Genomic DNA, 26,839 nt, shown 5'->3' on the forward strand with positions numbered 1-26,839 from the left:
TGGTTGGCCAATTTTACGGACTGAGCGCTCAAATTAACACCTTGTTTACGCAGCTCGACCCTGGTTCTGATCAGCGTGCACGAACAGAACAGTTGCTTTCTCAAGTGATTAATTCAGACTTATCTTTAACTCAATCAGAGTTAACAAACTTAAACCAAAACTCAAATCGCTTGCGCAATATATAGAAAATGATCTTGCCTCATCACTCGATGTTTATTTAGGGTTTAACAATTTTGACGGTGATTAGTCGGCGAGCGTTTTTAGGCCAAGGGTCGGCTTTGGCGTTAGCACTCAACTTAAATCTTTAGCCTTTGCAAACGCCACGACCAATACTGACGAGCTAATCATTGGCGCGTCCAGATTAGGCAGCGACCACTTTGCCATCAGCGCGGTAAACCTCAATGGCGCGCTGCAATGGCAATGCCTTTACCGGGCGCGGGCATGATATTGCACTGCACCCAAGCCTAGACTTTGGTATTGCCATTGCGCGTAGACCAGGCCGCTATTTACAGTTATTTAGCTCACGAAACGGCCAAGATTTAGGGCTAGTCAGAGTTAGTAATCATTTAAAGTTAACGGCACGCTTGCTGGGTAAACAACAAGCTCATTGTCAGCGCCAGTCATCGAGCCAGCTCTCAAATGTGTTTACTCAGCTACAAATTAGCTGACAATAAATTGGTTGAAGTTGGCCAGCAGTTTTTGATTATGTTGGTCCACATGAAATCGCCTCTACGCCCAATGCCATTTGGGTTGCTGTTGGCGGCTTAAAAACCAAGGGTCGAGAAGTGACCAACAAAATAGTCTAACCTCATTTTTGCTTCAGCTATCACCCAATAACTTGACTGTTGAAAAAGAGTTCCCGGCTCCTTTTGCCGGGCTTAGTTTAAGCACCTTGCCTGCTCTGACAGCGGAAGCCTTATATTGCGGGCCAATACCAACTGGACCCAGGCGACAGCCCGCCACTGTTGTTTGCGCTAAAAAATGAAACGCTCACGCCACTGAAGGCACCGCCTAGCCTTTGGGCTCAACTGAAAGGCTATATTGGCAGTGTGGAAGTCAGTGAAGGAATGATTGTAGCAACCAGCCCTCGTGCTCACTGGCTAGGCTGGTTTGCAGAGCATAATTTTGAATTGAACGATCAGTTTTTACTGCCAGACGTATGCGCGCTGGCAGCAACCTCGCAAGGTTTGTTCGCAGGTTCAGGCACAGGGAGAGTCTACAACCAAGGAGATGTGATTCCGAGCAAGATACGATGGGATAACCATTTCAGCGTGACTTGAACACAAGCTAAAAGCCTGAGACTATCAGGGCATATATCACACCCGAGGTCTGTATGATTTTTCCAAACAATGATGATGGCTGTGGCTGGCTTAACCAACTCGCACCACGTACGCCTAACGTTGAACTAAAAAAGCGATCCAATGCGATTGGCTGATCATCGGCGCGGGTTACACGGGCTTGTCTGCAGCACGACAACTTGCAGCACTGCGACCCAATGACCGTATTGTTATTGTTGATGCACAACGCGCGGGCGAAGGTGCCAGTGCCAGAAATTCTGGCTATTTAGTTGACTCAACTTTGAACGACGGCCACCTGACCGGAGAGCACCTCAGTTTATACAAGCAAAAATATGATTTAAATCGAGCCGCCTTAGAAACAGTTAAAAGATTTGTGGATGCTTATCAGGTAGATTGTGATTGGGATGACTCAGGAAAATTTCACGCAACGTCGATGCTCAAAAACGAAGCAAAGCTCACTCAATTTCATCAAACATTGGCCAGCTGTGGCATTAAAAGTTCATTGCTGGCGGGTAGCGAGTTACACGAGCGCCTTGGTACCAAATTTTATCGCATGGCGGTGCACACGGAAGGTGGAGTCATGTTACAACCGGCTAAATTAGCGCGCGCTATGATTACCGCTTTACCCAATAATGTGGCGTTATATGAGAATACGCCTGTCCACAAAATAGAATACGGCTCCAAAAAAGTATCGGTGACTACACACCAAGGTTCAGTGACGGCGAAACAAATTTTATTATGTGCTAACGGCTTTTTGCCATCGTTAGGTGCATTCACGCAACGCGCCTTTCCTTTGACGTTAACCGCTAGCTTAACCGTACGCTTACCGAACAAGAATATTCATCAATCGGCTCGCCAAAACCTTGGGGGTTATTGTCGGCACAAGCTATGGGCGCAACCGTACGGTTAACCGAAGATAAACGCATTATGATTCGTAATACGGCTGAAGCGATCACCGGTGTTCACTTATCAACTCAAGGGTTGCAACGGCGTATTCATGTTCACAAGCAGGGCTTAGAAAAACGTTTCCCTTCTCTGCCCGATAACCTCATAGAGCACAGCTGGGCAGGCATCACCTGTATCAGCGGAAACTCAGCGAATATTTTTACTCGGGTCTCAGAAAATTGCCTTGCCGCTGGCTGCTATAACGGTGGAGGTATTGGCTTGGCTACGCACTTTGGTGAGCAGCTCGCTTATTTAGCCATCGGCGAGAACACGCCAGAAATTGAACAGATAAACCAGCGCCCACAACCGAATTGGTTGCCACCCAACCCTTTTTACAGTGGGGAGTTAAAATGCGTTTAGCCAAAGATAGGCTGTTCGCAAAAGCCGAGCGTTGATTAAAACGCTTAAGTGAGTAGTTCTCTAAAAGTACAAAGATAAGCATTGGTGCCATTGCTGACACTTTTGTTCAAATGACATCGCCGCAAAAGCAGGGCTTGTTGATGGCAACTTGTGTGTGGCGATGTTGGCAAATACAGGCTGCTTGGCAAATACTTTTTTAAAACTGGATTCTGCTTTACCCCCGTTGAATAAAATAGCCTCCACACTTGTGTGTTGCGTTATAAAAGCATCAATGGGGTTTGCTTGTTCCGTTTGTATATTGATGGCGCTGTCTAAACTGCCTTGACGCTCTGCCCGGCCAAGCACATCCCACAAGGCTATATTTTTATCGAGTAAGCCCGCTAGGCGGTGTTCATAGTCTGACTGTTCATCTAGACCAAAATAGCGACACATGATGGACCAAAAAGCATTTCTTGGGTGCGCGTATATTGGTGCGCGTTGAGAGAAGCAACGCCAGGAATCGAACCCAAAATTAATACTTTGGGCTCGCTCTTTGTTTCCGCATCAAAAGACTGAATGGCGTTATTCATAAACTGCTATTTTTGCTTACAACGGAATCAAGTTAGCGTATTGCAGCATGAGCACGCGCTCTTTACCTTCATCAAAGGCAACGGTAATTCGAGTTTGGGCACCTCCGCCTTCGGCGTGAACAATGGTGCCTTCGCCAAACATGGCGTGTTCGACGCGCTGGCCCATAGACAAACCTGCATCTTCTACAGCCATGTTTTGTTGCAAACCAAAATTAACTGGACGAGAGACTTGGGCGCGTAAGCGAACTTCATTTAAGTATTCATCGGGTATTTCACGTACAAAGCGTGACACACTATTAAATGTTTCATTACCGTACAACCGTCGGCTTTCTGCATAGGTCAGCGTTAACTCTTTTTTGGCACGCGTTATACCAACATAGGCGAGTCGACGCTCTTCTTGAATGCCGCCGACATCATCCATCGACATTTTATGAGGAAAAAGATTTTCTTCCATCCCGGCTAAAAATACGTGATCGAACTCGAGCCCTTTTGCACTGTGCAACGTCATTAGATTTACGCTGTCTTCAAATTCATCGGCTTGGCCGTCACCAGCATCCAACGACGCTTCCCCTAAAAATTGCGCCAGTAATTCACCTGTCGATTCAACATCGACTTCGGTTGAAAAGCTTTGTGCCGCGGTAATCAACTCGTTTAAGTTCTCTATACGAGTGCGCCCTTTTTCACCCTTTTCTTTCTCGTGGTATTCGATCATGCCTGAAGCGTCGTTTACAAACTTCACTATATCGCCCAGATCATCTTGTTCGATAACCTCAACTTCGATATCTGAAATGAGTTGCATAAAATTCTTGAGCGCATTGCCTGCGCGTGCGGCAAATACACCATTTTCTAGCGCTAGCTCTGCCGCTTGCCACAAAGAGCAGCCTGATCGCGAGCAAATAATCGCAAAGTCTCAACCGTTTTATTACCAATGCCTCGAGGAGGAACATTGATGATTCGCTCCATAGATGCATCGTCTAATCGGTTAACCACTAAACGTAAATAAGCGACTGCATTGCGTATTTCCATTCGCTCGTAGAAGCGAACACCGCCATAAATTCGATACGGCACCTGAACCTGAATAAGCGCTTCTTCGAGTACGCGTGATTGAGCATTTGAACGGTAAAGTAAGGCTATTTCGCTCGGGTTTGTCGAGGATTCGATGAGTCGCTTCATTTCGTCTGCAATAAATCGTGCTTCATCTTGCTCGTTAAAACCCGCATATAAACGGATAGGCTGGCCATCGTCGCTTCTGTCCAAAGTTTTTTACCTAATCGGCCGCTGTTGTTTTCTATTACCGCATTCGCGGCATTCAAAATATTGGCCGTCGAACGATAATTTTGCTCTAAACGCACAACTTCGGCATCACTTTGAACCGCCGAAAAATTTTGAATGTTTTCTACTTTCGCACCACGCCAACCGTAAATTGATTGGTCATCATCGCCTACGATCGTTAAGCTTAGCTTCTCTCCGACCAGAACACGTAACCAAGCGTATTGAATTTCGTTAATGTCTTGAAATTCGTCGACCAAGACATGCGTAAATCGGTCTTGGTAGTGGGTCAATAAATCAGGTTGATTCAGCCATAACTCGTGAGCACGCAACAACAATTCACCGAAATCGACCAAACCGCTTTGTTGGCAAAGCTCTTCGTAGCGGCTATATAAATCTTTTAATGTTTCTTGATACCAATCACCTTGGGTTTGAACATATTCCGCTCGGCGACCCTCATCTTTTTGCCCGTTAATAAACCATTGAACTTGCTTAGGCTGAACACGATCATCGGTAATATTGAGATCGGCCATGATTCGTTTAACTAATCTCAGCTGATCGTCAGAATCCATGACCGTAAAGTTTTGCGGTAGATTAGCTTGTTGCCAATGTGCTTTTAACAATCGATGCGCTAAACCATGAAATGTGCCAACCCATAAACGTGAGAAGGCGTTTCCAATAACTCTTCAATTCGGCCTTTCATTTCTCGTGCAGCTTTATTTGTAAAGGTAACCGCTAAAACACTGTAGGGAGAGGCAAGCCCTGCTGCAACGAGCCAACCAATGCGATGCGTTAATACGCGTGTTTTACCAGAACCAGCGCCCGCTAATACGAGTAAATGCTGTGCATCGCTAGTTACCGCTGCTCTTTGTTCGGTATTAAGCAAATCTAGTTGCAGAGAATTCATGAAAAAGCCTACTGTATATAAAAACAGGCTAAGTTTATCAGAATGAAATAAAAAGGCTTGGCCATTGAAAATTTTCAATGAAATCAAAGAAAAGCGCGTCATATCCAAAAACTTGCTTAAAAGTATCTATAATTAATTCACAGACTATAAATGAAGATACAGATGTACTCAGAATTTGAGACTTTAAGGCACCGACGCCTACAATATTTACTGAAAAATGCACCCTATTATTGGCTCACTAGCCTTGGTTTAAGCATCCTCTGTGCAATATATGAGCTCAATTTCAAAGAAACTCTGCACCTGGGTTCTATCGCTGTATTAGTGTGTGTATCTATTGCGGGTTATTTATCAACAGTTTTCAGCCAAGTACAGGCTCGCAAAGACCCTTTGTGGAGCCCGGTGTTATGGTTTTTGGCTATTTTATTGTGCAACAGCATGGTTTGGGGGCTTTTTGCACGCCACGAGCCCTTTTTTAACTCGCTTGCCCTTGTATTAGCAGCGGTTGCCAGTATGGCCTTCTACTCGCATTGCCGCCTAAGTGCTGCAGCCATCATTCCAGCAACGTTAATTCCAATTCCTTTTTTGTATTTTTCAAACCTTGAGTTTTTATGGCAACTTCATTTGCCCGCGATCATTTTAATATACATTGCCAGTAAGCAGCGCCACTCAATGGGTTTGGCGAACGTCCGGAGCGATTTTGAAGCATCGCGCTTGAATCATATGATGACGACAACGCAAACCGATCTGCAAAAAACCATTCAGCAAAAAAACCACGAATTACAGGAAGCAAATGCACGACTCAGTACTGAAGTCGATCTGCGTAAAGACGTAAACCAAGCGCTTATTAATAGCGAAGAGCAACTTAGTCTAGCTATTGCAACTGCAGGCATTGGGTTTTGGGATTGGGATATTCCCGCACGCAAAGTTTACCACTCAGACACCGAGCGCTTTTTTGGGTTTCAGCAATTGCCAGGACAAGAACCTTTGGATTTGTTCGATATCGTGCTTGAAGACGATATCCTTGTGATCAGAAAAGCCATGCTTGACCACCTACGTGGAAGGACAGATTACTATACCGCGCGGTATCGCGTTAAAACGATACGCAACCAAGATATCAAGTGGATCGAAGACACCGGGAAAATCAGCGAACGGGATGATTTAGGACGCGGCGTTCGTTTACTGGGAACGCGCCGAGATATCACCTTAGATATGCAACAGCAAGAAGAGCTGAGTTTGGCGGCCAGTTTATTTAATACCAATCCAGACGGTGTATTTATTTTAGATGCACAACAAAACTTCAGAACCTGTAACCGTGCATTTTGTGACATTTTACAACGACAAAAAGGTGAGTTACTTGGTGAGCCTTTATTCAAAGTATTGAGGACAGAGCAGCACGCACGGATAGAATTAGGTGTAGCCAACAATGGACGATGGAATGGCGACATTGTCGCCGCCAGAGGAAAGATGAGCGTATACCTATTTCCTTAACTCTGACCGCCGTCACTCGAGATGATAAATCTGTATCGCATTACTTAGGCATTTTTAGAGACTTATCCGACGTGAGCTCGGCCACGGCCAACACAGAAACGCTCGGTCATACCGATAAACTCACTGGCTTGTATAATCGTGGTTATTTTCATCAGGTTTTGAATCAATTCCATGAACACCGCCCATTGCAAGAAAATCATTACGCCGTGTGTGTTTTAAACTTGGACCGATTCAAAACCATCAATGAAAGCTTAGGCATCGAAGTTGGGGACCAACTGTTAAGTGATTTGGCGGCTCGCTTAAACAACTTGCAAGAGCCGGTAAGGCAGGTGTCTCGCTTAAGCAGTGATGAATTTGCTTTAATTATCGAGTATGAAAACGACCAAAATCACCTGCATGAAATTTTAACCGCTATCCAAGCCGATGTGACTCGTCCATTCTTAGTGGACGACCATGAGCTCATAGTTACGGCCAGTATTGGGGTTTGTATCGTTTCAGAAAATAACCTGAGCCAATTAATGAATCACGCAATTGCGGCTATGAATCAGGCGCGTTATAAAGGCGGCAATAATTTTCAGTTCTATCATCAAAAACTCGCGACTTCGCCTTTAGAGCGGTTACAACTTGAAAAATCGCTGCGCAAAGCCATCGTAACCATGAATTCTCTGTCGAATTCCAACCTAAATTGAACCTCTCCAGTGGCATTATCGATTCTGTCGAAGCGCTGGTTCGCTGGCGGCACCCACACAAGGGCTTACTCGATCCACAAGATTTCATCCCATTAGCAGAAGAAACAGGATTAATATCGGCCATTGGCGAGCAAGTGCTGAATAAAGCCTGCATGGAGGCCTCTACTTGGCGTGACCGAGGGTTTGGTGATATATCCGTTTCGGTTAACTTATCTAGCCACCAGATAAGACGTGATGATCTCTACGAAGTGATACAAAATGCACTCAAAACCTCGCAGCTACCGGCTGAGTACCTTGAGCTAGAGCTGACCGAAAGCATGTTGATGGAAGACATCAATCATGCTCAGGACTTTTTGAATCAATTAAGATCTCTCGGTGTGCGCTTGGCGCTAGACGATTTTGGCACGGGTTATTCCTCTTTAAGTTACTTAAAGCGATTGCCAATAGATACCCTGAAAATAGACCAATCGTTTGTGGCAGAGATACGCCCGGGAGAAAAAAGCCCGATCGTTGAGGCCATTATGGCTATGGCCGACAGTTTGAATTTAAGCGTTGTCGCAGAAGGCGTTGAAACTCGCCAACAACTGGAATATTTAGAATCGCTGGCTTGCGATTACGCACAAGGATTTATCATTAGCCGAGCGTTACCTGCATCTGAAATTCTCACCTTAATCAGGCATTCAAACTTACAAATGCTGAATCAAAGCCCGAATCAGTGCATTAGAAATGCGCTGATTGACCTCTCAAGACATAAAAACGCGACTTTAGCATTGTTGGCGCGACACTTGCTTACTTAATAGCGACCAAGTGACCTAGCCAATTTGGAAAGCGTCTTCATTGCTACGATGAAGTTCACAGAAATGTCATCCGAAATGGCTAAAATTACTCTCGAACTGAGCGATGATACGTACTCTTGGTTGAACGACTTATAACAATAATACGGCAGTAGCCTCTAAAGGAGCCATGTAAATGTCTACAAACCTTTTTGAACTCGAATTGGCCAATATTGAAGACTCTATCCTCCACAAGCCAGCCGATGCTAGCCAAAACAAGCGACAAGAAAACCATCGTCGTCTTGCGGCTCGTCGAGCTATTGAAGACTATATGGAGCAGCAAAGAATGCGCTCTGAGTATCACGACCTTGAGTTAGACGTTTTTAACTAACAGGGTAAACAATAAAGGCCGCATTAGCGGCCTTTATTGCTTTTGAAGCTGTTACTTAACTCTACGCGAGATGTTACCGATGGTTACCTGATCGCAGCACTCACCTTTTTCTTGATGGGGAGAACGGCCAGTCTGCTCAAAAAACTTACAAAAATTAACACCCTGCCAGTTATACGACTGATAAACCTTCATCAATGTACTGGTCTTTCAATTTACAATAGTTTTTGGCTGAGTATTTAAAAAAACTCAATTCTTTGTCGGTCAACTTTCGAGCTTGTTTCGCGGGTGAGCCAATGTACATATAACCCGATTCTAAGCGTTTTCCAGGTGGTACTAAAGCACCCGCCGCAATGATGACCTTATCTTCTACCACAGCACCATCTAATACCGTTGCTCCAATACCAATCAACACTTCACTTCCAATCGTACAGCCATGCAAACAAGCTTGATGCCCAATTGTGACATCTGAGCCAATAGTTAAGGGGTATCCTAGTTCATTGTAATCACTGGCGTGAGTAATATGCAGCACGGCACCGTCTTGTACAGAGGTTCGAGCACCGACGGATATTCGATGCATATCGCCTCGTATAATTGCGCCAGGCCACACAGAGACATCATCTTCTAAGGTAACATCACCCAGCACAAAACTGAGTTCTGCAATCATTACTCGTTGCCCGAGCCTAGGCTGCTGATCTCCTAACGTATGAATTGCCATGCGACTGTACCCTCCTGAAGTTTTTGGTTTTATCGCAAAAACTTACCACAGACACAGGTTAAAACACATGATTCTTTCGGTAAGCGCTCCTGAGCTTGCTTAAATGCTGAGATTATTGAGCGAACCGTTGCAATTTAAACTAAAATTAACCCATTCTCGTCAAGGTCGTTTATAATTCTGGCCAACAGGTTAACTTTCCTTTTAAGGTTCTCAACATGACAGACAAGGTTTTTATCAGCTCGCAAGAGCTCTTGCAGGACTCCTTTCGCTTGGCACATAAGGTATTAGAAGATGGCTTTCGTCCAGATTTTATTATTGGTATTTGGCGTGGGGGCGCTCCGATTGGTATCGCAGTACAAGAGTACTTTGATTTTAAAGGCATAGAAACCGATCATATTGCGGTTCGAACATCGTCTTATTACGGTATAGGAAAGCAATCTAAAGAAATTAAAGTACATGGTTTACACTACTTAATTGATCACGCCAATGCTGACGATTCGCTACTTATTGTTGACGATGTTTTTGATTCAGGTCGCAGTGTAGACGCCCTGATCAAATTCGCCAGCAGTCTCGGTTAAACACACCGAAAGATATTCGCGTTGCCTGCCCGTGGTATAAACCTAAAAACTCACAAGTGGACATTGTTCCTGACTACTACGTTCAGCAAAGTGAAGAGTGGTTGGTTTCCCACATGAATTATCTGGCCTTACGCCAGAAGAATTAGTCGAAGGCAAAAAAGAACTCAGTGCGATTAAAGATATACTTCTTTAAAAATGCCGATATAAAAAAGGCTCCTAAACGTAAGTTTAGGAGCCTTTTTTTGTGCTGTTAGAAATTAACCTTTCACACCACCAGAGGTTAAACCACCTACAAGGAAGCGCTGAGCAATTAAGAATACAATTGTAATTGGAACGCCGGCTAAAACGGCGGCCGCAGCGAAGTCGCCCCACAATAAATTTTGATCTTGAATGTATTGCTGTGATCCTACTGCGAGCGTCATCTTATTAATGTCACTGATTAACAAAGCCGCCAAAGGGTACTCATTCACAATACCAATAAAAGCCAAAATAAACACGACGGCCAATATAGGTACACTTAATGGCAATAAGATTTTATAAAATGTTTGCCACGGTGTTGCGCCATCGATTGAAGCAGACTCCTCCATCGCGGGATCAATGGTATCGAAATAGCCAATGATCAAGAAAATATTCAAAGCCATCCCGCCCATATAACCAAAGATGAGCGCCGAGTGCGTATTAAGTGCCAACAGATCAATAAATGCACCCAACTTATCAAAGATTAGGTACAACGCGACCAAGAATAAGGTATTCGGAAACATTTGAATAACCAGTAAACTTTTAAGCATCTGATCTTTACCCGTAAAGCCTAAACGCCAAAAGCGTATGCTCCCGTGGTAGAGAACAATAAAATTAGGAAGCCGGTAATACTGGCTACTTTTACTGTATTCATTAACCAAGACAACACAGGGAATTTAGGAACCGCTACATAAGCATCCCCGTATTGTAAGGTCGTTCGCGTTGCACCTTCTGGTAAACTCGGTACATCTAACTGCCCATTGATCGAGCCCTCGGGCGTTGTGAAATGAACATCACTTGAGTATTGATCACGGTTTTCTTCTAGATCTAATACAATTTTCTGATAATCGTAAAAGCCTCGCTTGTCTGCCCCTTCAATGATGATTTTGTCGCCTACTTGATTCAAGAAGGAAATCGCCAAGTAACTGGTAATAGGAAAGTCTTCTTCACTGAATTCCGTGTCTGCTTGCAACGACCAGCGACCATCAGCGTAAAAAGTAAGATCCCCTAAGCCGTTATTTAACTCAACAACCTCGACACCGTCTAAATCTTTCTTAAGCGGGTTCATACCGGTGTAATTGTTCTCCAGCGCTAACGCCCAGTGCTCCATTGTAGGGCTAGACGGTATAAGCAAATTAACTGGATCTACTAAGGTTTGGCCACTGCGAAATGAAATCGAAATAACATAGAGCAATGGATAGATAACAAAAAACAAGAATGCTAAGAGTAAAATGTGTACGCCAACAACTCGGGCGAAAAACGATTTTGATTTAACCATGTGAATTCTCCGAGAATTATTTTTGCACGCCAATTTTTACTTTCAATGCTTTGAGATAAAACACAGCCATGATGCCAATCATCACAAAGATAAAAGTCGATATGGTTGCACCCAGTGCATAATCTTGCGTATCACCCAAAAAGGCCAATCGGTAAGCATAGTTCACCAGTAAATCGGTTCCACCAGCGGGAGGATTAGAGGCCAACATCAGTGGAGCGCCTCGGGTTAAGAGCTGAATTAATACAAAGTTGTTAAAGTTAAATGCAAAGGAGGCAATCAACAACGGCAACAAAGGTTTAATGATTAACGGCAAAGTAATCTTAAAAAAGTTTACGATGGGGTTCGCTCCCTCTAAGCTCGATGCTTCGTATAGATCTTTCGGGATTGATTGCAACATGCCTAAGCATAAAATAAACATATAGGGGTAACCTAAATAAACATTCACCAGCAAGATTTTGGTTTTCGACATGGTGATGTCAGTATCCCAAGCCACCTGAAATTGAAACAGCGCATCTAAGGCGTGGTTAATCTGCCCAAAGTTCTGATTGAACAGTGCTTTAAAAACGAGCATTAGAATAAAGGCTGGCACCGAGTAAGGTAAAATCAATAGCAGCTGATAAATACTGCGGCCTTTGATTGGGTCCCATTGCACGAAACTCGCTAAGACAATTCCCAGCATAAATGTTGCGGCCACGGAGAATATAGAAAAGAAAATGGTCCAGGTAAAAATTGATAAAAATGGTTTTAACATATCTTTATCAGTGACGACTCTTATGTAGTTATCCAAACCAACGTTAACTTGGAAACCGGGAGAGACATAATCGCCATTGGGTAGCTCGAAGAAGCCAGTTTCAAAATTTGCGGAAACCTGCTCCCCTGTATCTTGATTGACCAACACATCGTCTTTTTCAGCGATCCACAATGGGTGTATTTCTGCATATTCCCGTAATTTAGATTTCGCGAGCTCTGTACCATTAGGCAGCACCAGCTTGATATCGGCGAGTGGTTGTCGGTAAGTAATCACAGACTTTCTTGGGGCTTCTTCCAGCGCTGGCTCTTCGTTGATTGGCACCATGGGTAGTTTAATGGCTTCAGAATTGTCTAATCCAATCGGATCTTGCGTGATGAACATTTGATCATCGTTCGCCACCAGCGCTAGGTGAAACTGATCACCTTGGTGATAAATTTTTAAACCATAAGATTCACTGCCTTCGGCAATATACGTTTGGCTTAAGAAATAATTCTTAGCTTGCTCATATTCGAGTAAGTGCAGGTTTGACTTATTCGTAAAGGTCAGCCCTAAGGTGTATAAAATCGGCATGATGATAAAAAAGGAAACGCCAACAAGTGACGGGAATATATAGCGCCAGACATAAGCTCTATCTGACGTAAATACGAATGCAAAAGCACACGTAAACACCAGCATAATGCCTGCGTATAGCATTTCACCTTGGGCATACATTAAAAAGGTAATGTATAAAAAAAACACCGACAACGTGCAGACTAAGCCGTACTGAATTACCGTTTTCCATCGCTCCTGGGCCGTCATTTCTGGCGCCATCGGGATGGCGTTTGCATTCGCCATGTTCCATCCTTTAATTTACTTGTAATTGATAGGGCTAAGATTAAAGTTTAATCGTTGATTTGTAAGGGTTGAATTTAACACAGTTGGGCAAAACCCAGCTTAATCCATTTCGTTGGTGGACTGCCCCTTAAGCTCTTCACTTAGATTATAGTTAAGCTAAAAAAAGGGCTTACAGCCGCAGCTATAAACCCTTTTTTAACCCCCGAATAGAGTTACGGGGGTCTAGCTAACGGATCACTTATTCAGTGATACGAGCCGCTGCATCATTCAATGCCGCTTCAGCTGTTTGCGCACCTTGAGTAATAGAGGTTAACGCAGCTTCCATGTTGCTCCAGAACGCATCCATTTCTGGTACGTTGGCATTGGCTCACTGGTTGTCCAAACTTTAAAGGCTTCAGCAATACGCTTATCTTCTTTACCCACTTTCTTCATGAATTTCTTATGAGTCACGGCACCTAGGGCACGATCATCATTAACCATGGTCAAACCTTCTTCAGTTAATAGGTAGTTTTCAATGAACTCTACCGCTAACTCTTTGTTTGGAGAAGAAGCGTTGATACCAGCAGAAAGTACGCCAGTGAAAGCTCTTGGCTTACCTTTTCCTACTTTAGGATAAGGTGCAAGTTCGAAATCGATGCCCGCTTTTTGGTAATCAGCCCAAGCCCATGGTCCGTTAATGACACAAGCTACTTCGCCAGCTTTAAATGCGGCATCGAATACGCCGTAGTCAACACCAGCCGGCATAACACCTTCGTCGATTAAATCTTTAATCATTTGAGCACCAGCAATGGCACCCGGAGTATTAACACCCGTTACTTTAGAATTGTAAGAACCATCAACCTGTTCAAACGCGTAACCACCTTCAGCTGTTAAGAAGCCATAAGTGAAGTAAGTGTTGTTGTAATCCCACATAAGCGCTTTTTTACCTTGAGCTGCTAGGCCAGGCGCTGCTTCACGTACTTCATCAATAGATTTAAATGGCTTGTCAACGATATCGGTGTTACAGATCTGAGTAGGACCTTCAACGTTGATTGGGTAACCATAGACTTGACCGTTATAAGATGTAGCCGACCAGAAAGAGTCATCTAATGCTTTCATAACATCTTTACTTGGAGAAATTGGAGAGATCAAACCAGACTTCGCCCAAGAGCCAAATCGATCGTGTGCCCAAATGAAAACGTCTGGACCTTTACCAATAGCAGCTTCTTGCTGGAATTTACCGGTTGCATCATCAGGCGTTTCAACAGTTACAGTAATACCAGTGTCATCGGCAAAAACATCACCGACTTCTTGCAAACCGTTATAGCCTTTATCTGAACCAATCCAAATGGTCAGAGAGCCTTCTTCCCAAGCCATTGCTTGAGTGCCTAAGGTAGCACTGGCAACAGCCAACGCCGTAACTAATGTTTTCTTCATCATTGTTGGAGCTTCCTATCTTATTATTGTCGTGTGCCTAAGAATTACTTCATTACAGCACTTAAATTAACGTCTTCTACTTAAGTGTCCAAGATCGGTTTTTTCATTCTACGGTAAAATCCACCTAACCCACCCCATCTAACTACCACTTTTGGCAAATTAGACGGAATGGCCATGAAATGTTTGACGATCTTAAGTCTATTGCTCAAAGGGTGAACAATAGCTGAATGCCAACTTTTTATTTGCCTTACGCTCTATTCATCGTCTAATAACGAATAATGCGTTTGCAATTGATACGCCACCAAAAAGGCAATCAACGCCCCGAGTGTGCAAAAAATCGATAAGCTGAACAGGCCACTGTCAATAAGTACCATGGCAGTACCTAATAAAGCGCAAGCGGTAAAAACGGTAATCAAGAACAACCCTTTCATACAACCCCCTCTCTTCAGAATTCTAGCGCACCCTGCGCCAACTGGTTAAAGAGAGTTTAGTTCACATATTTCAGGCCTGCATCGAATCGTACAAAAACAACACTATTTGACGACAAATTGACAGCTCAAAAGACCCCTTATGATTTGAGCTGATCACTTATTTTGTGCACGGAGCCTGCCATCTGATCAAGCAACAGGGCATGTTCAGTTAAGCGCGTAATCTGCTCTGTGATACGCATGACGCTGTCGTCGACACTGATGGCTACCGAAGATTGCTCACCCGTTGCCTCGGCTATTTGATTATTTAACTTTTGCATCTCACTCACGAGCTGAGCCACCTGCTCTATCGAATCTTGAACTTGCCGTGCATGTGCCATATTTTTTTCGCTGCTGGCACGAGATTCACTCATTTCTTTTACGGCCTGCTCGGCACCTTGCTGAAGCTTTTGTACAGTCTCTTGAATCTCAACGGTCGATTGCTGGGTTCGGCTGGCCAAGCTCCGTACTTCATCCGCGACCACGGCAAAGCCGCGGCCTTGATCCCCTGCTCTGGCGGCCTCAATAGCAGCATTCAATGCAAGTAAGTTGGTTTGCTCTGATATTCCACTGATCACTGACAACACCGTGCCGATTTCTTCGGTGTTTTTAGCCAACTCGTTCACGACTTCGGTAGAATTGTCGATCCGATGAGTTAATCGCTCCAAGCTTTGAACGCTCTCAGCAATCGTTTGCTGACCAAAAGTGACTGCACTGGTTACTTGTGAAACTAATTCAGACGCCGTTTCCGTGGTGGATTTTACCTGCTCCGCACTGTCGGATAATTGATGCGTGGCGACCGATACCATCTCTATTTCTTTTTGCACTTTGTTGGTATTTTCCGATAACCCTTCTTCTTTTGGACTCGCTTGAGCCATTAAAGAATCAAGTAGCTGAGCACTGTGTTCCGTTGCTTGCCGTGATGAGTTTATTTGCTCAACTAGCTTGTTATAAGCAGTAACTACGCCATGCAACTCTGGATCGCTATGCGCTTCTAAAAGCGGCCATTCGTTTCTTTTAATACCAGCCTGTATCCGTTTCGATAACTGTTGAATAGGTTTTAACAGCATTTGGAATGCAACCGCCGCCGCTATAACAATAATAACCAATAATGCAACGCTGTAGGTCAGTGCAGATCCGATAATACTCTTTGCGGTTCGTCCAATATTTTCTCCTGCAGCATAGGCTGCATCGCCAGCTTGCTTAATCGCGTTAGAGCCTTGGCTAATCTGATCCATTGAATTGGCTTGTTCATTCACGTATTGGTCACGTAAGGCATTGAGCAACGTCAATACTTTATCGGCCTGCAATTTTGCACCTTCGCCCATCGACTTACCCATAGACACCGAATTACTTTCGAACATTTCAAACATACGCTCAGCGTAGAGTTGAAAGCTTTCAGCCTCTTTTGTGATGCCTACAAAAACTGCAGCATTTTCGGGATCACTTCGGCTCATAGCCGTAAGCTGTTGCAAAAGCTGGTCATGCTTTTCTCGGCCAGACTCTAATGAGGCGGTGACCAACGTCAACGCTCCTTGAAAATACCAATAGGTGGTCTCATTCAGTAAATTAATGGCACCGTTTATTTGATGTACCCGCTCGATATTAATTTGCTGATTTGCGATTAACTCGATGTGCTGTGTTGATTGCGCTGCTTGCGTTGCTATGAGGGTTAATTGTTGATCGACTATCGGATGAACCGTCTGAATCTTTTTTATAATAAATAGGTTTACAGCAAGCACTGCCAGCGCAATCGCTAATATAAAACAGGCAAAACGCACCTTAAGTGACCCGCTTCGAGACTTAGGCTTTTCTGGGGAGTGGTTTTTCATTAAAGGCGCCTCAAACATAACTATACCTAAGGAGTAGCCTAGCAGCCTTTGCAAAAATAGTGAGATCAGGCTGATAGAGAAACAGAGTCTTATTTATCGGCCATTGTTTGAGTTACTTGAAGGGCTTTTCTTTCTCGAAACGAGCCTTATAAAAGGCATCATTCTCTGGGAGACCAATTAATAGCCACAATTCGCCTTTAGGACTGACCCGGCTACGAATGACTCGAGCTTCTCGGTCTAGGTATTTTTGTAGCCACTCTAAAGCGGCTTGCCTTGAATTAGGGAGCCGATACCACTGGTTCGCCCATTCATTACTCCATGCCATTATTTGATCTTCATACACATGGCGAATGCGCTCATCGACACTGGCGTCCGATAAAGGAGACTGCCGAAGTTGCGTAACAGGGTAACCCGGCATTTGAGGATCACACACAAATGCCGGCGCAGGAGTGCGGGGGCTATCGGGGTATACGCAACGAGTCATCTCGGTATTTAAAGACCGAGAACTACAGGACAACATCAAGCACCCTATGGCCAAATAGGCCAACAAAGACTTAATGTGGAGCCAAACGTTCGCCATAATTACCCTCGTACTACCTTTAAAACCCGAGCCTGTATTATTAAAACAATATACGAGCTCGAATTGTTCCCGTTACTGCCAATACTTTTTCTAATGCCGTTTCAGAGCAATCTGCCGAAACATCAATAACAACATAACCGATTTGCTCAGAAGTTTGTAAGTACTGACCAATAATGTTGATGTTATTTTCAGAAAACACGGTGTTAATTTCCGATAATACGCCAGGAATATTTTTATGAACATGCAAAATTCGATGCGCATTGGGGTGCGATGGTAATGCAACTTGTGGGAAGTTAACGGCCGACAGCGTAGTACCGTTGTCGGAGAATGTCGCCAGTTTTTCGGCTACTTCAATGCCAATGTTAAGTTGCGCTTCAAGCGTAGACCCACCGACATGAGGTGTAAGAATGACATTGTCGAACTCCCTTAACGGTGAGACAAACTCATCCGTATTTGAGCGTGGCTCAACTGGGAACACATCAATAGCGGCACCTAAAAGCTTGTTACTTCGTATGGCATCGGCTAAGTCGTCTATATCTACTACTGTGCCTCTAGCTGCATTAATGAAGACGCTATTCTCTTTCATTTGATCAAACTGCGCTTTTGCCATCATCCACTTAGTTGAAGTCGTTTCTGGCACATGAAGCGATACTACATCGGCTTTACTCAGAAGATCATTTAAAGAACCGACTTGTTGAGCGTTGCCCATTGGAAGCTTGGTCACAATGTCATAAAACAGCACTTCCATGCCCAGCCCTTCAGCAAGCACACCTAACTGGGTGCCGATACTGCCATAACCCACAATACCGAGCTTTTTGCCACGGATTTCATAGCTGTTCTCGGCTGTTTTTTTCCAACCACCTTGATGGCAGGCGGCGTTTTTCTCAGGGACACCGCGTAACAATAATATGGCTTCGGCCAAGACCAACTCAGCAACCGATCGAGTGTTTGAATAAGGAGCGTTAAAAACAGCTATACCACGGGCGGCTGCGGCTTTTAAGTCTACCTGATTGGTTCCTATGCAAAAGCAACCTACCGCGACCAGCTTTTTCGCGGCTTCGAATACTTTTTCAGTCAATTGCGTGCGAGAACGGATGCCAATAAAGTGGACATTTTTGATTTTTTCGATCAGTTCGGCTTCAGGAAGCGAACCTTTCAGTAATTCTATGTTGCTGTAACCAGCATTGGTTAGTGTATCTAAGGCGCTTTGGTGAACGCCCTCTAAGAGTAAAATGCGAATTTTGCTTTTATCGAGGGAAGTTTTGTTCATCTTTGGGCTCTGCTAAAGGTGACTAATAGGGTTGCAACTCCATGATAACACAGGCTTTATGTGGATTTTCAGCCAAATATTGCAATGTAATCATTCATTTCAGGGTATTTTCGCCCTTTTTCTAACTCAATCACAACCAGATACGAGTTATATTGAGTATTCTAACCTCTTTACCCTTGGGTTATTGCCGCCTAGGCCACTATATCGTTATACTTGCCGCCATTCTAAAAATTGCTGACTTGAATAAAACGGACTAATACATGAAAAAACTGCTTATTTTAATTAGTACATTGACTGCAAGCTTCGTGTTTGCCGACTATACAAGCTATGAAGACGAAGTAGCCGAACGTTTGAAACCGGCCGGAAACGTCTGTGTGCAAGGCGAAGAATGTACAACCGCCACGGCTACAGCGACCGTTGCTGACACGGGTCCTAAAAGTGGTGATCAAGTTTATACAACAGCCTGCGCCGCCTGCCACGGCACTGGTGCCTTAAATGCGCCGAAATTAGGTGATGCCGCAGCTTGGGCGCCTCGCCAAGCCAAAGGTTTAGACACACTTTACGCAAATGCTATTAATGGCTTCAATGCGATGCCGCCTCGTGGTGGTAATGCCGCGTTGAGCGACGATGAAGTGAAAGCCGCCGTTGATCACATGTTGAATGGTCTATAAAACATTGATCTGAGTACAAGCAAAAATTTAAGGGTGGCCTATGCTGCCCTTTTTAATGCCCATCCTTTGAGCGTCAGCGCCAACCCTGCTTTTGTGAACAGTTCGACTTCAACTTCTGTATTTAACTCCAATGTACGTACTACTGAGTCTACCACCAAAATAACTCTTCGTTTTTTCACTAATTTATACAGCCAGGTAAGAATAGGGCTAAAGACAAACACCTGCTTTAACCCTAAATAAAACCAATTCGACGTTATGGGTGGTGTACCGCGACAACTTTTTTCCCATTTAACAACAAACCAAGTAAGTCATTCACCTGCTCAGTTGTGACAGTGGCTAGCATAGCCTCACCATTATCATAATCTGTAATATCGCCGCCTAAAAATAGAATACCGGTTAGATTATTCAAAATACCTGTATTGGTGGCGAGGTTTTGTTTTTCTGATTCCGCCACACGATGACTTGCTTCCAAGACCTCCTGGTCCGTCAACGGGGTTTCTATCAGTTTTTGCAAGGTTTCATCCAATGCGGTTAGGGCTTCTTTTTCTCGAGCTGGTTCTGTACTCAGGTGAATTTGTAATTGCCACTGCTGTTGATCAAAGGTCTGAATACCCTGAGAAACCGCCGTTCCGTATGTGAGACCCGAATCTTCACGTATCGCTTTATGCAAGCGTTTTTCTACAGCTTGAATCATCACTTCCGACGCTAAGTAGCGTTGCACGTCAACGGGTAATTCTGTCTGTGCAAAAAGGTAGGTTATGTCGGTTTTTTCTTCAGCTTGACCCGCAACGCGGATAAATCGGCTCTCTGTGGTAATTGGTCCCAAGCTTCTGCTAACACTTGGCCCAGGCAATGGCAAACCCGCCAAATAAGTCTTTAAGGCGGGGGCAACTTGATCTGGCGTTACATCACCCACAATAGCCACTATAACTCCCTGATTATCCTTTAAAATCGACTCTTGCACCGCAACAAGATCAGCACTTGTAACCGCAGCAATATCGTCTGGGCTGAAATAGACATAACGTGGATCTTCAACGCCATAAACCGCCGCTAAGAACTGCTTTTCAAATTCATACGTCGGGGTAGTTTGGTATTGTGCACTGTGTTCCACACTGCTGTTTAAGGTAAGAGCGATCATTTGCTCGTTCAATGCAACATCGGTCAATGAACCAGATGTTAGCTTTAACATTTGGCCTAGCTGGTCTGCTTGACCGGAAAGTTCGACCCCGCTAGCGTTTCCATCAATAAAGACATTGTAACCAATGCCATCAAGATCTAATTTATCGAAAAAATCTTGGCCGCTTCGGCCTTCTAGCCCAGAACGAATACGGACCTCACTCCATTGCTCCGAAGCCGCAATGAGGTCATTGCTCATTTGACGGTTGCCACCAAAAACCATAGTTTGGGTATAGACACGACTCGGTTCAATGTCACTTTGCTTAAGAACGACGGTAATTCCATTCTCTAGCGCCCAAATAAACAAACCTTCCTCTTCTGTTAGGTCAAATTCTTGGCTAATGGAGCCTCGGAATTCATAATTAAGCCCTCCCCCTGCAGCAGAAGTTTCAACTGGCGAACTCACCTCTTGCTGCCAAGCCTTCGCGTATATTGCGGCCCAGTCTTGCGTCTCAGGTGTGATTGTTTTTGGGTGATAAAAATAGGCGGCCAGGTCTTGTGAACCGATGGTTTGAGCAATGTAGTGATTGATCTTTTCAAGTTTAACAGCAGCTGCCATTTTTTCCGATTCAATAACCGCGGCATCAATGTCTTCTAACGCCATGTTTGTGCTTAAAAAGTACATCAAATAATCGGCATGACTCCCGCTATCGGCACCTTGCAACCAGCTTTGAATGTTCTTATTCTGCATAAGAATTTTTTGTTTGGCCGTTGCAAACTCGGAGGCCGTAATACCATATCGTTGTAGGCGGTTAAGCTCTAGTGTTATATCGTTTAGCGCTTGGTTTTGTTGCCCATCATAAGCCGTCGCCCATACATTTAGGTATTTAGTTTGTTCAAAGAACTCCCCTATTTGAGAGCCAGCATCAATAATTGCAGCATCTGAAACTTCGCCCAATCGTTGTAACCTTGCACTTAAAACAGACGTATAGACCTGATCGATAAAATCAATCTCGCGGGCAATTGGCGTGTCTGAGCCATACCGATGTACTGGCAAATATAACTGCCATTGATGGCTTGTGACATTACTGTCGGTGACACCTTTAAAACGAGATCCTTCTATTGCTACGGCACCTAATGCGTAATTGATTTCAGGGGTTGGCTCAGCAGTCCAGGGCGTAAAAACAGTATTAATCGTTTCAACCGCATCAAAAACGCCTTCTGGATACACCACAACAAACTCAGCGTTGTCTGGGCGGTACCATTTCTGATAATAATCTCTTAGCTGTGTGGCCGTTGCGCTGGCCACGATATCATTGTCGCCAATAGGCAAACGATTCAGTAAATGCGTCCCCTGATACAAGTCGTTATATTCTTGCAACCAAGACTGCTCTTCTGTTCCAAAGTTAGAACGCCATTCTTCAATGACCACTGGAGCCTCTTTAGACACCTCTTCTTGCGCAAAGCTAATGGCCGTTGCCCAGTCGTACATTACTTCAAAAGCGGTTTTGATAAGCTCTGGTTGATCGGCGGGAATAGTCAGTTTGTAAACAGTCTCGCCAAACGAGGTATGAGCGTTGATATCGCCACCAAAACTCATGCCTGCCGATTCAAAAAACTCGACGATGTCATTTTTAGGAAAGCGTTCAGTGCCATTAAAGGCCATGTGCTCAACAAAGTGCGCAAGTCCTAATTCAGTATCCGTCTCAACCAACGAACCTGAGCGTATCCGTAAGCGCAACTCTACTCGGTCACGAGAACCGTTATCGGGTAACGTTTTTACATGCCAATCTAACCCATTAGGCAATGTACCACTTTGGATATGCCGATCGGGCACCGCCTGCCATGCTTGCTCAGCGCTGAAAGAAACGACTTGCGAGCGTTCTGTGGACTGCGATGACAGAACACTGCAACCTGCGAGTACAACTGCAGATAAGGTAGCTCCGATTACTGACTTTTTCATTAAGGTTCCTTCTATGATTTTAGTAAATAACTAATGGGTAAATATGCTTAGATTGGTTAATATCAATTACTTACAGAATTATTAAGCTGGCCCATATTAATAGCCAAGTCCGCACTTTTTATAGTTTCAGGGCGATGGGCAACAATAATGCGTGTCACGTCCATTTTCTTTATATTGCTATTCACAACGGACTCACGCTCAACATCTAAGTGACTGGTGGCTTCGTCTAGAAATAATAATTTTGGTTCACGGTAAAGTGCTCGCGCTAGGATCACGCGTTGTTTTTGGCCGCCGCTAAGAGAGGTGCCCATGTCCCCGACCAAGGTATTGTATTGCATGCCAAACTTTAAAATATCTTCATGCACGGCTGCTTTTTGGGCGCATAAGGCTATTTTCTCGAAATCGAGTTTAGGATCAAAGCAGGCTATATTGTCAGCTACCGAACCCGACAAAAGCTGATCATCTTGCATCACTGCGGCTATTTGGGTGCGATAATCATCTCGCTTAGTAATGTCCACTCCATCAACTAAGACTTGCCCGCTATTAGGTTTTAACAAACCCATCATTACTTTCAGTAAGGTAGTTTTGCCGCAGCCACTAGGGCCGACGATAGCAGCCGATTGACCTGCGGGGATGCGAAAGCTAATATTTTCAAAGATAGAATCGTCTGTTTCAGAATAACGGAAAGTTAAGTTCTTAACTTCAATAGATCCTTTAACATCAGATAGATGTTGAAGCTTTGAGGTATAACGGTCTACATCTTCGGCTTCGGTAAAGGTTATATCGGCAAGCCGATCAAGATGAAGGCCAATCATTTTGAATTCGATGAGCATATCTATTAGCCCATCCATACGGGCAACAAACTGGTTTTTATAGCTCATAAACGCATAGAGCATACCCAAAGACATTAGGTTACCCATCACCGACGTTGCCAATAGGTATATAACGACTATGTTTTCTATACCAAATAGCAGACTATTTAGGGTTTCATAGGCAATGCCCCATTTTGCAACGGACACGTCGGTATTTAGAGCTTCAGTGTATTTATTTTGCCATAAATTTTGTCGGTCATTCTCCCGCTGAAAAAGTTTAACCGTTTGAATGGCTCGAACAGACTCCATAAAATTAGAATCTTCTTTGGCATGTGCAATTATACTTTCTTCAGATAAGCGACGAAAAGGGCGATAAAGAGCAAAGCGCAATAGGGTGTATAGGCCTACGATAACTAAGACCACCAAGGCAACTTTTACAGAGTATATAAACATCGCCGTTAACGTGATTACAGCCATTACGCCATCGACTATGGAGCTAACTAAGCCCGTGGTAAGCAAATCTTTAACGGACTGTAACGACCCAAAACGAGAAACAACATCACCTATATGGCGTTTTTCAAAATAGTCTAAAGGCAACCTAATAAGGTGACGAAATAAATTGGCGGCCATCTGATAGTTCAATTTTGTCGATAGATGCAAGATCACAAAGCTACGCAGAGTATCAGTTGCGGTTTGCAACAGCATAAGTAAGCCAAACCCCAGCGCCAAGACCAACAACAAACTGCTGTCGTTCCGTAACAGCACATCATCAACAACCGTTTGCATATAAAAAGGTGCAACCACTGCAAAGAGCTGCAATAGAAAGGACAGCGCCACAATGGTGATTATATTTCGCTTAAGTCCAAAAATACGCTGCCAAAAGTGAGACAAGGTCAGCTTTTGTCGCACCTCCTTTCTCTCGAATTTTGCAGTGGGTGTTAGCTCAAGCGCAATTCCCGTGAAGTGCGCTGAAAAATCAGTGTGGCTATAAGTGACTTCTCCGATCGCAGGATCAAGAACCGTAACTTTGTTTTTGCCTACGGCCTTTAAAACAACAAAGTGGTTCATATCCCAATGCAAGATGCAAGGGAGTTGAAGCTTATATAAATCAGCAAGGTCTAATTGCAAAGCTCGACCCGCTAATTCTAACTTCGCAGAGATATCCATGAGCTGCTTTAAGTTTGTGCCTTGTGAAGAAATCTTAAATTGATTTCTTAAATTTGAGAGGTCAGATACATAGCCATAGTGGCCCGCAATCATGCCGACGCAGGCAAGTCCGCATTCTGAAATTTCCGTTTGTAGTATTAATTTAAGCATAAGTTATCTTGATTTTACTTCCTTGTTTTACTTTTTAACGTCGAAACACATAAACCCTATTAATACTTACCCAACACCTCTAACAATAAAGTCGGTAGTAGCTATATGTAAAAATAACAATTTATTTTTATTGGGTTAATATAAACGAAACTTTTATAGCAAAAATCTCGCCCAGAAAACAACGAAACTAAGCTTTGTAACTTCATAATACCTCACGTTATTTAGAGGAAATTAAACTTCTTCAAGGCTTCTAATATACCGCGTCGTAAGCCAGTATATTGAAATACTTGAAGTTACTATTAACATCATCAAAACAGCGATGTTTTCACTTAGGTAGACAGACGCAAGAGTATCTAGATCACCAATAATTTCATTGTCTATAAAGAACTGAAAAACCACCAAAAATCCGTTAAAAGTAGCATGAATAAAAATATTATTAGCAATACTTATAGAGCTTATATAGTAAAAGCTTAAGACCATCGAAAAAACAAATGATCCAATCAGGTCAATATGTACAATTCCAAAAATAAGTGCTACCACAATGATACTAAAAAGAGGCTTCATTCTATTTTTCAGTTTTTCATAAAGCCACTGTCGAAAGAAAATCTCTTCTACAATTGGAGCAATGATGATGAAGAGAAAAACATCCGAAATGAAATAAGGAATATTACTGTATTTTAGATTTGAGCCATCCTCAACCAGCCAACTCCAACCCAACACCTCCGTTTGCAAAATTATACAGCAGTAGGAAAAAGCTAAAAGGGAAATAGCAATCGGAACAATAGGCATATTGGGGCGAGTACCTACTTCGTCTATATACCTCTTTGGTTCAAAAGCTATTAATAGTAGAAATCCGTATATAGCGAGTACATATAAAAGAGTAACTACCCACTCTTTAGACAATGCCAAGCGATCCAAAAGAAACAATGTTATAATTATATATACAATGGAAATATAATATCTATTCTTTAACAATCTATCTAATATATTCATTAAATTTTTCCAAAACATAAAATTGTTACACAGAACCGTTTAAACTACATTTAGAAAATTTTCATTTCATTAATTTATTATGAATAAAATGAGATTTAATATAGTACTTATCAAAATAATATTTTTAAACTTTAGATTTTATTTTCTAGATTAAACCGATTCCGTGAATATAACACCAGCATTTTAAAACTACTAAGTTCTACAAGAGTTCCAAGTCAAACTAATATCATAAACAATTTTTCACTTTAAAATTAGAATAATTCCAAGTGTATATTTACATTGTCAATTTTCGTTTAGCTTTAATTTTAGGTGTTTTAAAATTTTAGAAACTCTAGTTAACGCATACCAAGCAGAATAAAGTAAGAAGACGTTATTCTCACTGTATTCAAAAGACACATTTATGTATACCACGCAACTGAATATGGATAGAAGCAATACTTCAGCAATAAGTCTAGCAGGCTTAACGCCTGCTATATTCTTACTTTTGGTGTCCACTATGTCGTACACTTTGGACTTCAGAAATAGCACCTATTGATGCTGCCGTCTTGCTCTTTGAGGACCTTCTAATTTTCTTAGCTGCCCATTTAACACTCTTAATTACTAGCCTGCCAACACCTCCTCTAACATGGGTGATATCTTCATCAATCAAATATTTCATTATCTTCCTCCAGTGCAGTATTTAATTCCACCGTTTGAAACATGGCATGAACCTGAAGACTTTCCGGAGTTAGACTTAGGTTTGGTTAGCATTTTGTAAGCCTTTTCAGCGGCCTTGGATACCGCATATCCTGCTGCAGTGTTCCCTAACCATTTCACACCTCTTTTAATAGCCTCAATTCGGCCACCACCAATTACTTGCTCTTGATGAAAATCTGCTAATTCTTTCATTTTATTTTCCTTTCCGTTTAAAAAATAACAACCCCAGTCATCTTGGCGATTTCCTCAAAGGCTGCTTTGCTTTACAAGCAAGTGAACCATTTCACTCCCTCGATTTGCTCTATAGAGCAAATTCTTTAATACTTATTTAGTCCAACTATCCCTGGCGTCGGCAATGGACGTTTCTGACCGCCTGCTTTTGGCAATGGTCTGTTTTGGCTTCTTATTACTACCGTACTTCGACCTGCGCCTTTTACTTCTACTAGATTTTTAGTGCCAATATCTTTCATGTATTTTCCTTTTCAAGTTTTATTGCTAAACTCGAAAGACCTCATTCCTTTTCGAGTGTTGGTTAGGGGCGCTTCCAGTCATCTTGGCGGATATCTCAAGGGGCGCCCCGCTTTTGTCACCATCAAACGAGTGATTCTTGTCTGTTCGTTTAT

The 26,839-nt window shown here is 43.2% G+C and carries 38 protein-coding genes and 3 pseudogenes; 17 read left to right on the forward strand and 24 right to left on the reverse strand.

Annotation, left to right across the window (positions count from 1 at the left end):
• The 5 genes from QWZ13_RS00005 to QWZ13_RS00025 form a co-directional block, all read left to right on the forward strand.
• On the forward strand, window positions 1-185 hold a 185-nt coding region (locus QWZ13_RS00005; protein WP_290279864.1), incomplete at its 5' end, for a hypothetical protein.
• A 216-nt stretch (window positions 186-401) separates the two neighbouring features.
• Entirely contained in the window at window positions 402-668 is a 267-nt protein-coding gene (locus QWZ13_RS00010; protein WP_290279866.1) for a DUF1513 domain-containing protein, read from the forward strand.
• Entirely contained in the window at window positions 640-768 is a 129-nt protein-coding gene (locus tag QWZ13_RS00015) for a hypothetical protein (protein WP_290279868.1), read from the forward strand. The genes QWZ13_RS00010 and QWZ13_RS00015 overlap by 29 nt, the downstream gene beginning before the upstream one ends.
• Entirely contained in the window at window positions 746-985 is a 240-nt protein-coding gene (locus tag QWZ13_RS00020) for a hypothetical protein (RefSeq protein WP_290279870.1), read from the forward strand. Before QWZ13_RS00015 ends, QWZ13_RS00020 begins: the two co-directional genes overlap by 23 nt.
• The gene (locus QWZ13_RS00025; protein WP_290279872.1) at window positions 966-1,280 is read left to right on the forward strand and encodes a DUF1513 domain-containing protein; all 315 of its coding nucleotides are present in this window, start codon (window positions 966-968) and stop codon (window positions 1,278-1,280) included. Before QWZ13_RS00020 ends, QWZ13_RS00025 begins: the two co-directional genes overlap by 20 nt.
• 7 nt (window positions 1,281-1,287) lie before the next feature.
• Here QWZ13_RS00025 and QWZ13_RS00030 read toward each other — a convergent pair whose 3' ends face one another.
• A complete protein-coding gene (locus QWZ13_RS00030; protein WP_290279874.1) occupies window positions 1,288-1,476 on the reverse strand; it encodes a hypothetical protein in 189 nt (62 codons plus the stop codon).
• Here QWZ13_RS00030 and QWZ13_RS00035 point away from each other — a divergent pair.
• Both QWZ13_RS00035 and QWZ13_RS00040 read left to right on the forward strand, forming a co-directional pair.
• Window positions 1,459-2,208: an NAD(P)/FAD-dependent oxidoreductase gene (locus QWZ13_RS00035; RefSeq protein WP_290279876.1), complete on the forward strand. Its 750-nt coding sequence runs from the start codon at window positions 1,459-1,461 to the stop codon at window positions 2,206-2,208. The two genes, QWZ13_RS00030 and QWZ13_RS00035, sit on opposite strands and share 18 nt — an antisense overlap.
• Entirely contained in the window at window positions 2,172-2,603 is a 432-nt protein-coding gene (locus QWZ13_RS00040; RefSeq protein ID WP_290279878.1) for an FAD-dependent oxidoreductase, read from the forward strand. Before QWZ13_RS00035 ends, QWZ13_RS00040 begins: the two co-directional genes overlap by 37 nt.
• A 60-nt stretch (window positions 2,604-2,663) precedes the next feature.
• Here the strand turns inward: QWZ13_RS00040 and QWZ13_RS00045 are convergent, their stop codons facing one another.
• The 5 genes and pseudogenes from QWZ13_RS00045 to QWZ13_RS20085 form a co-directional block, all read right to left on the reverse strand.
• Window positions 2,664-3,035, reverse strand: a complete 372-nt coding sequence (locus QWZ13_RS00045; RefSeq protein WP_290279880.1) for a DNA-deoxyinosine glycosylase — start codon at window positions 3,033-3,035, stop codon at window positions 2,664-2,666.
• A complete protein-coding gene (locus QWZ13_RS00050) occupies window positions 3,014-3,172 on the reverse strand; it encodes a uracil-DNA glycosylase family protein (RefSeq protein ID WP_290279882.1) in 159 nt (52 codons plus the stop codon). Before QWZ13_RS00050 ends, QWZ13_RS00045 begins: the two co-directional genes overlap by 22 nt.
• A 16-nt stretch (window positions 3,173-3,188) precedes the next feature.
• Complete coding sequence (locus tag QWZ13_RS20075) at window positions 3,189-4,046, reverse strand: 3'-5' exonuclease (protein ID WP_494338225.1); 858 nt, start codon at window positions 4,044-4,046, stop codon at window positions 3,189-3,191.
• Window positions 4,025-4,524, reverse strand: a pseudogene (locus QWZ13_RS20080) (3'-5' exonuclease). Before QWZ13_RS20080 ends, QWZ13_RS20075 begins: the two are co-directional and overlap by 22 nt.
• 84 nt (window positions 4,525-4,608) lie before the next feature.
• Window positions 4,609-5,450: pseudogene (locus tag QWZ13_RS20085) on the reverse strand (UvrD-helicase domain-containing protein); the annotation flags it as partial.
• Between the two features lie 48 nt (window positions 5,451-5,498).
• On the opposite strand from QWZ13_RS20085, the gene QWZ13_RS00060 reads away from it, so the two are divergent.
• The 4 genes from QWZ13_RS00060 (at window position 5,499) to QWZ13_RS00075 (ending at window position 8,689) form a co-directional block, all read left to right on the forward strand.
• Complete coding sequence (locus tag QWZ13_RS00060) at window positions 5,499-6,836, forward strand: PAS domain-containing protein (protein WP_290279884.1); 1,338 nt, start codon at window positions 5,499-5,501, stop codon at window positions 6,834-6,836.
• Window positions 6,779-7,525, forward strand: a complete 747-nt coding sequence (locus QWZ13_RS00065; protein ID WP_290279885.1) for a GGDEF domain-containing protein — start codon at window positions 6,779-6,781, stop codon at window positions 7,523-7,525. The genes QWZ13_RS00060 and QWZ13_RS00065 overlap by 58 nt, the downstream gene beginning before the upstream one ends.
• On the forward strand, window positions 7,522-8,322 hold the full coding sequence (locus QWZ13_RS00070) for a putative bifunctional diguanylate cyclase/phosphodiesterase (protein WP_290279887.1): 801 nt from the start codon (window positions 7,522-7,524) through the stop codon (window positions 8,320-8,322). The genes QWZ13_RS00065 and QWZ13_RS00070 overlap by 4 nt, the downstream gene beginning before the upstream one ends.
• Before the next feature lie 172 nt (window positions 8,323-8,494).
• On the forward strand, window positions 8,495-8,689 hold the full coding sequence (locus QWZ13_RS00075; protein WP_216000553.1) for a PA3496 family putative envelope integrity protein: 195 nt from the start codon (window positions 8,495-8,497) through the stop codon (window positions 8,687-8,689).
• A gap of 51 nt (window positions 8,690-8,740) precedes the next feature.
• Here QWZ13_RS00075 and QWZ13_RS00080 read toward each other — a convergent pair whose 3' ends face one another.
• Complete coding sequence (locus QWZ13_RS00080) at window positions 8,741-8,881, reverse strand: hypothetical protein (RefSeq protein ID WP_290279890.1); 141 nt, start codon at window positions 8,879-8,881, stop codon at window positions 8,741-8,743.
• Window positions 8,859-9,404, reverse strand: coding sequence for a gamma carbonic anhydrase family protein (locus QWZ13_RS00085; RefSeq protein WP_252729015.1), 546 nt, complete (start codon window positions 9,402-9,404; stop codon window positions 8,859-8,861). The genes QWZ13_RS00080 and QWZ13_RS00085 overlap by 23 nt, the downstream gene beginning before the upstream one ends.
• Window positions 9,405-9,619: 215 nt before the next feature.
• Between QWZ13_RS00085 and QWZ13_RS00090 the strand changes: the two genes are divergently transcribed.
• Window positions 9,620-9,982, forward strand: a complete 363-nt coding sequence (locus QWZ13_RS00090) for a phosphoribosyltransferase (protein WP_353958960.1) — start codon at window positions 9,620-9,622, stop codon at window positions 9,980-9,982.
• Between the two features lie 257 nt (window positions 9,983-10,239).
• Here QWZ13_RS00090 and malG read toward each other — a convergent pair whose 3' ends face one another.
• The 4 genes from malG to malE all read right to left on the reverse strand — a co-directional run bounded on the left by malG (window position 10,240) and on the right by malE (window position 14,475).
• Window positions 10,240-10,881, reverse strand: coding sequence for a maltose ABC transporter permease MalG (malG, locus tag QWZ13_RS00095; protein ID WP_290279892.1), 642 nt, complete (start codon window positions 10,879-10,881; stop codon window positions 10,240-10,242).
• Window positions 10,791-11,498, reverse strand: a complete 708-nt coding sequence (locus tag QWZ13_RS00100; RefSeq protein ID WP_290279894.1) for an ABC transporter permease — start codon at window positions 11,496-11,498, stop codon at window positions 10,791-10,793. Before QWZ13_RS00100 ends, malG begins: the two co-directional genes overlap by 91 nt.
• 16 nt (window positions 11,499-11,514) lie before the next feature.
• Window positions 11,515-13,083, reverse strand: a complete 1,569-nt coding sequence (gene malF / locus QWZ13_RS00105) for a maltose ABC transporter permease MalF (protein ID WP_290279897.1) — start codon at window positions 13,081-13,083, stop codon at window positions 11,515-11,517.
• Window positions 13,084-13,392: 309 nt separating this feature from the next.
• Window positions 13,393-14,475, reverse strand: coding sequence for a maltose/maltodextrin ABC transporter substrate-binding protein MalE (malE, locus tag QWZ13_RS00110; protein ID WP_290279899.1), 1,083 nt, complete (start codon window positions 14,473-14,475; stop codon window positions 13,393-13,395).
• On the opposite strand from malE, the gene QWZ13_RS00115 reads away from it, so the two are divergent.
• On the forward strand, window positions 14,447-14,569 hold the full coding sequence (locus QWZ13_RS00115; RefSeq protein WP_290279901.1) for a hypothetical protein: 123 nt from the start codon (window positions 14,447-14,449) through the stop codon (window positions 14,567-14,569). The genes malE and QWZ13_RS00115 overlap by 29 nt on opposite strands.
• Window positions 14,570-14,579: 10 nt before the next feature.
• On the opposite strand, the gene QWZ13_RS00120 is transcribed toward QWZ13_RS00115, so the two are convergent.
• From QWZ13_RS00120 to serA, 5 genes are all read right to left on the reverse strand, one after another.
• Complete coding sequence (locus tag QWZ13_RS00120) at window positions 14,580-14,708, reverse strand: hypothetical protein (RefSeq protein ID WP_290279903.1); 129 nt, start codon at window positions 14,706-14,708, stop codon at window positions 14,580-14,582.
• Window positions 14,709-14,753: 45 nt separating this feature from the next.
• Entirely contained in the window at window positions 14,754-14,930 is a 177-nt protein-coding gene (locus QWZ13_RS00125) for a hypothetical protein (RefSeq protein ID WP_216000557.1), read from the reverse strand.
• A gap of 137 nt (window positions 14,931-15,067) precedes the next feature.
• Complete coding sequence (locus QWZ13_RS00130) at window positions 15,068-16,816, reverse strand: methyl-accepting chemotaxis protein (protein ID WP_290279905.1); 1,749 nt, start codon at window positions 16,814-16,816, stop codon at window positions 15,068-15,070.
• A 94-nt stretch (window positions 16,817-16,910) separates the two neighbouring features.
• Window positions 16,911-17,378: a hypothetical protein gene (locus tag QWZ13_RS00135; protein ID WP_290279907.1), complete on the reverse strand. Its 468-nt coding sequence runs from the start codon at window positions 17,376-17,378 to the stop codon at window positions 16,911-16,913.
• A gap of 40 nt (window positions 17,379-17,418) precedes the next feature.
• Window positions 17,419-18,648: a phosphoglycerate dehydrogenase gene (serA, locus tag QWZ13_RS00140; protein ID WP_290279908.1), complete on the reverse strand. Its 1,230-nt coding sequence runs from the start codon at window positions 18,646-18,648 to the stop codon at window positions 17,419-17,421.
• 31 nt (window positions 18,649-18,679) lie between these two features.
• Here serA and QWZ13_RS00145 point away from each other — a divergent pair, with 31 nt between their 5' ends.
• The 3 genes from QWZ13_RS00145 to QWZ13_RS00155 are packed head-to-tail and all read left to right on the forward strand — an operon-like array spanning window position 18,680 to window position 19,559.
• Entirely contained in the window at window positions 18,680-18,886 is a 207-nt protein-coding gene (locus QWZ13_RS00145) for a hypothetical protein (protein WP_290279910.1), read from the forward strand.
• 22 nt (window positions 18,887-18,908) lie between these two features.
• On the forward strand, window positions 18,909-19,319 hold the full coding sequence (locus QWZ13_RS00150; protein WP_290279912.1) for a c-type cytochrome: 411 nt from the start codon (window positions 18,909-18,911) through the stop codon (window positions 19,317-19,319).
• Window positions 19,320-19,352: 33 nt separating this feature from the next.
• On the forward strand, window positions 19,353-19,559 hold the full coding sequence (locus QWZ13_RS00155) for a hypothetical protein (protein WP_290279913.1): 207 nt from the start codon (window positions 19,353-19,355) through the stop codon (window positions 19,557-19,559).
• 13 nt (window positions 19,560-19,572) lie between these two features.
• Here the strand turns inward: QWZ13_RS00155 and QWZ13_RS00160 are convergent, their stop codons facing one another.
• The 5 genes and pseudogenes from QWZ13_RS00160 to QWZ13_RS00175 form a co-directional block, all read right to left on the reverse strand.
• Window positions 19,573-22,398: a M16 family metallopeptidase gene (locus tag QWZ13_RS00160; RefSeq protein ID WP_290279915.1), complete on the reverse strand. Its 2,826-nt coding sequence runs from the start codon at window positions 22,396-22,398 to the stop codon at window positions 19,573-19,575.
• Between the two features lie 62 nt (window positions 22,399-22,460).
• The gene (locus QWZ13_RS00165; protein ID WP_290279917.1) at window positions 22,461-24,527 is read right to left on the reverse strand and encodes a peptidase domain-containing ABC transporter; all 2,067 of its coding nucleotides are present in this window, start codon (window positions 24,525-24,527) and stop codon (window positions 22,461-22,463) included.
• A gap of 231 nt (window positions 24,528-24,758) precedes the next feature.
• Complete coding sequence (locus QWZ13_RS00170; RefSeq protein ID WP_290279919.1) at window positions 24,759-24,926, reverse strand: hypothetical protein; 168 nt, start codon at window positions 24,924-24,926, stop codon at window positions 24,759-24,761.
• An 18-nt stretch (window positions 24,927-24,944) separates the two neighbouring features.
• Window positions 24,945-25,538, reverse strand: a pseudogene (locus tag QWZ13_RS19880) (CPBP family intramembrane glutamic endopeptidase); the annotation flags it as partial.
• A gap of 264 nt (window positions 25,539-25,802) precedes the next feature.
• Window positions 25,803-26,048: a hypothetical protein gene (locus tag QWZ13_RS00175; protein WP_290279921.1), complete on the reverse strand. Its 246-nt coding sequence runs from the start codon at window positions 26,046-26,048 to the stop codon at window positions 25,803-25,805.
• A 17-nt stretch (window positions 26,049-26,065) separates the two neighbouring features.
• Here QWZ13_RS00175 and QWZ13_RS00180 point away from each other — a divergent pair, with 17 nt between their 5' ends.
• Window positions 26,066-26,203: a hypothetical protein gene (locus tag QWZ13_RS00180; RefSeq protein WP_290279923.1), complete on the forward strand. Its 138-nt coding sequence runs from the start codon at window positions 26,066-26,068 to the stop codon at window positions 26,201-26,203.
• Here QWZ13_RS00180 and QWZ13_RS00185 read toward each other — a convergent pair.
• Window positions 26,178-26,336 (reverse strand): hypothetical protein, encoded by a 159-nt coding sequence (locus tag QWZ13_RS00185; RefSeq protein ID WP_290279925.1) that lies wholly within the window; start codon window positions 26,334-26,336, stop codon window positions 26,178-26,180. The genes QWZ13_RS00180 and QWZ13_RS00185 overlap by 26 nt on opposite strands.
• A gap of 197 nt (window positions 26,337-26,533) precedes the next feature.
• Window positions 26,534-26,686 carry a hypothetical protein gene (locus QWZ13_RS00190; RefSeq protein ID WP_290279926.1) on the reverse strand — a complete coding sequence of 51 codons (153 nt, stop codon included), beginning with the start codon at window positions 26,684-26,686 and terminating at the stop codon, window positions 26,534-26,536.
• Between the last annotated feature and the right edge of the window lie 153 nt (window positions 26,687-26,839).

It is taken from the genome of Reinekea marina (assembly GCF_030409715.1).
Taxonomy (GTDB): Bacteria; Pseudomonadota; Gammaproteobacteria; order Pseudomonadales; family Natronospirillaceae; genus Reinekea; species Reinekea marina.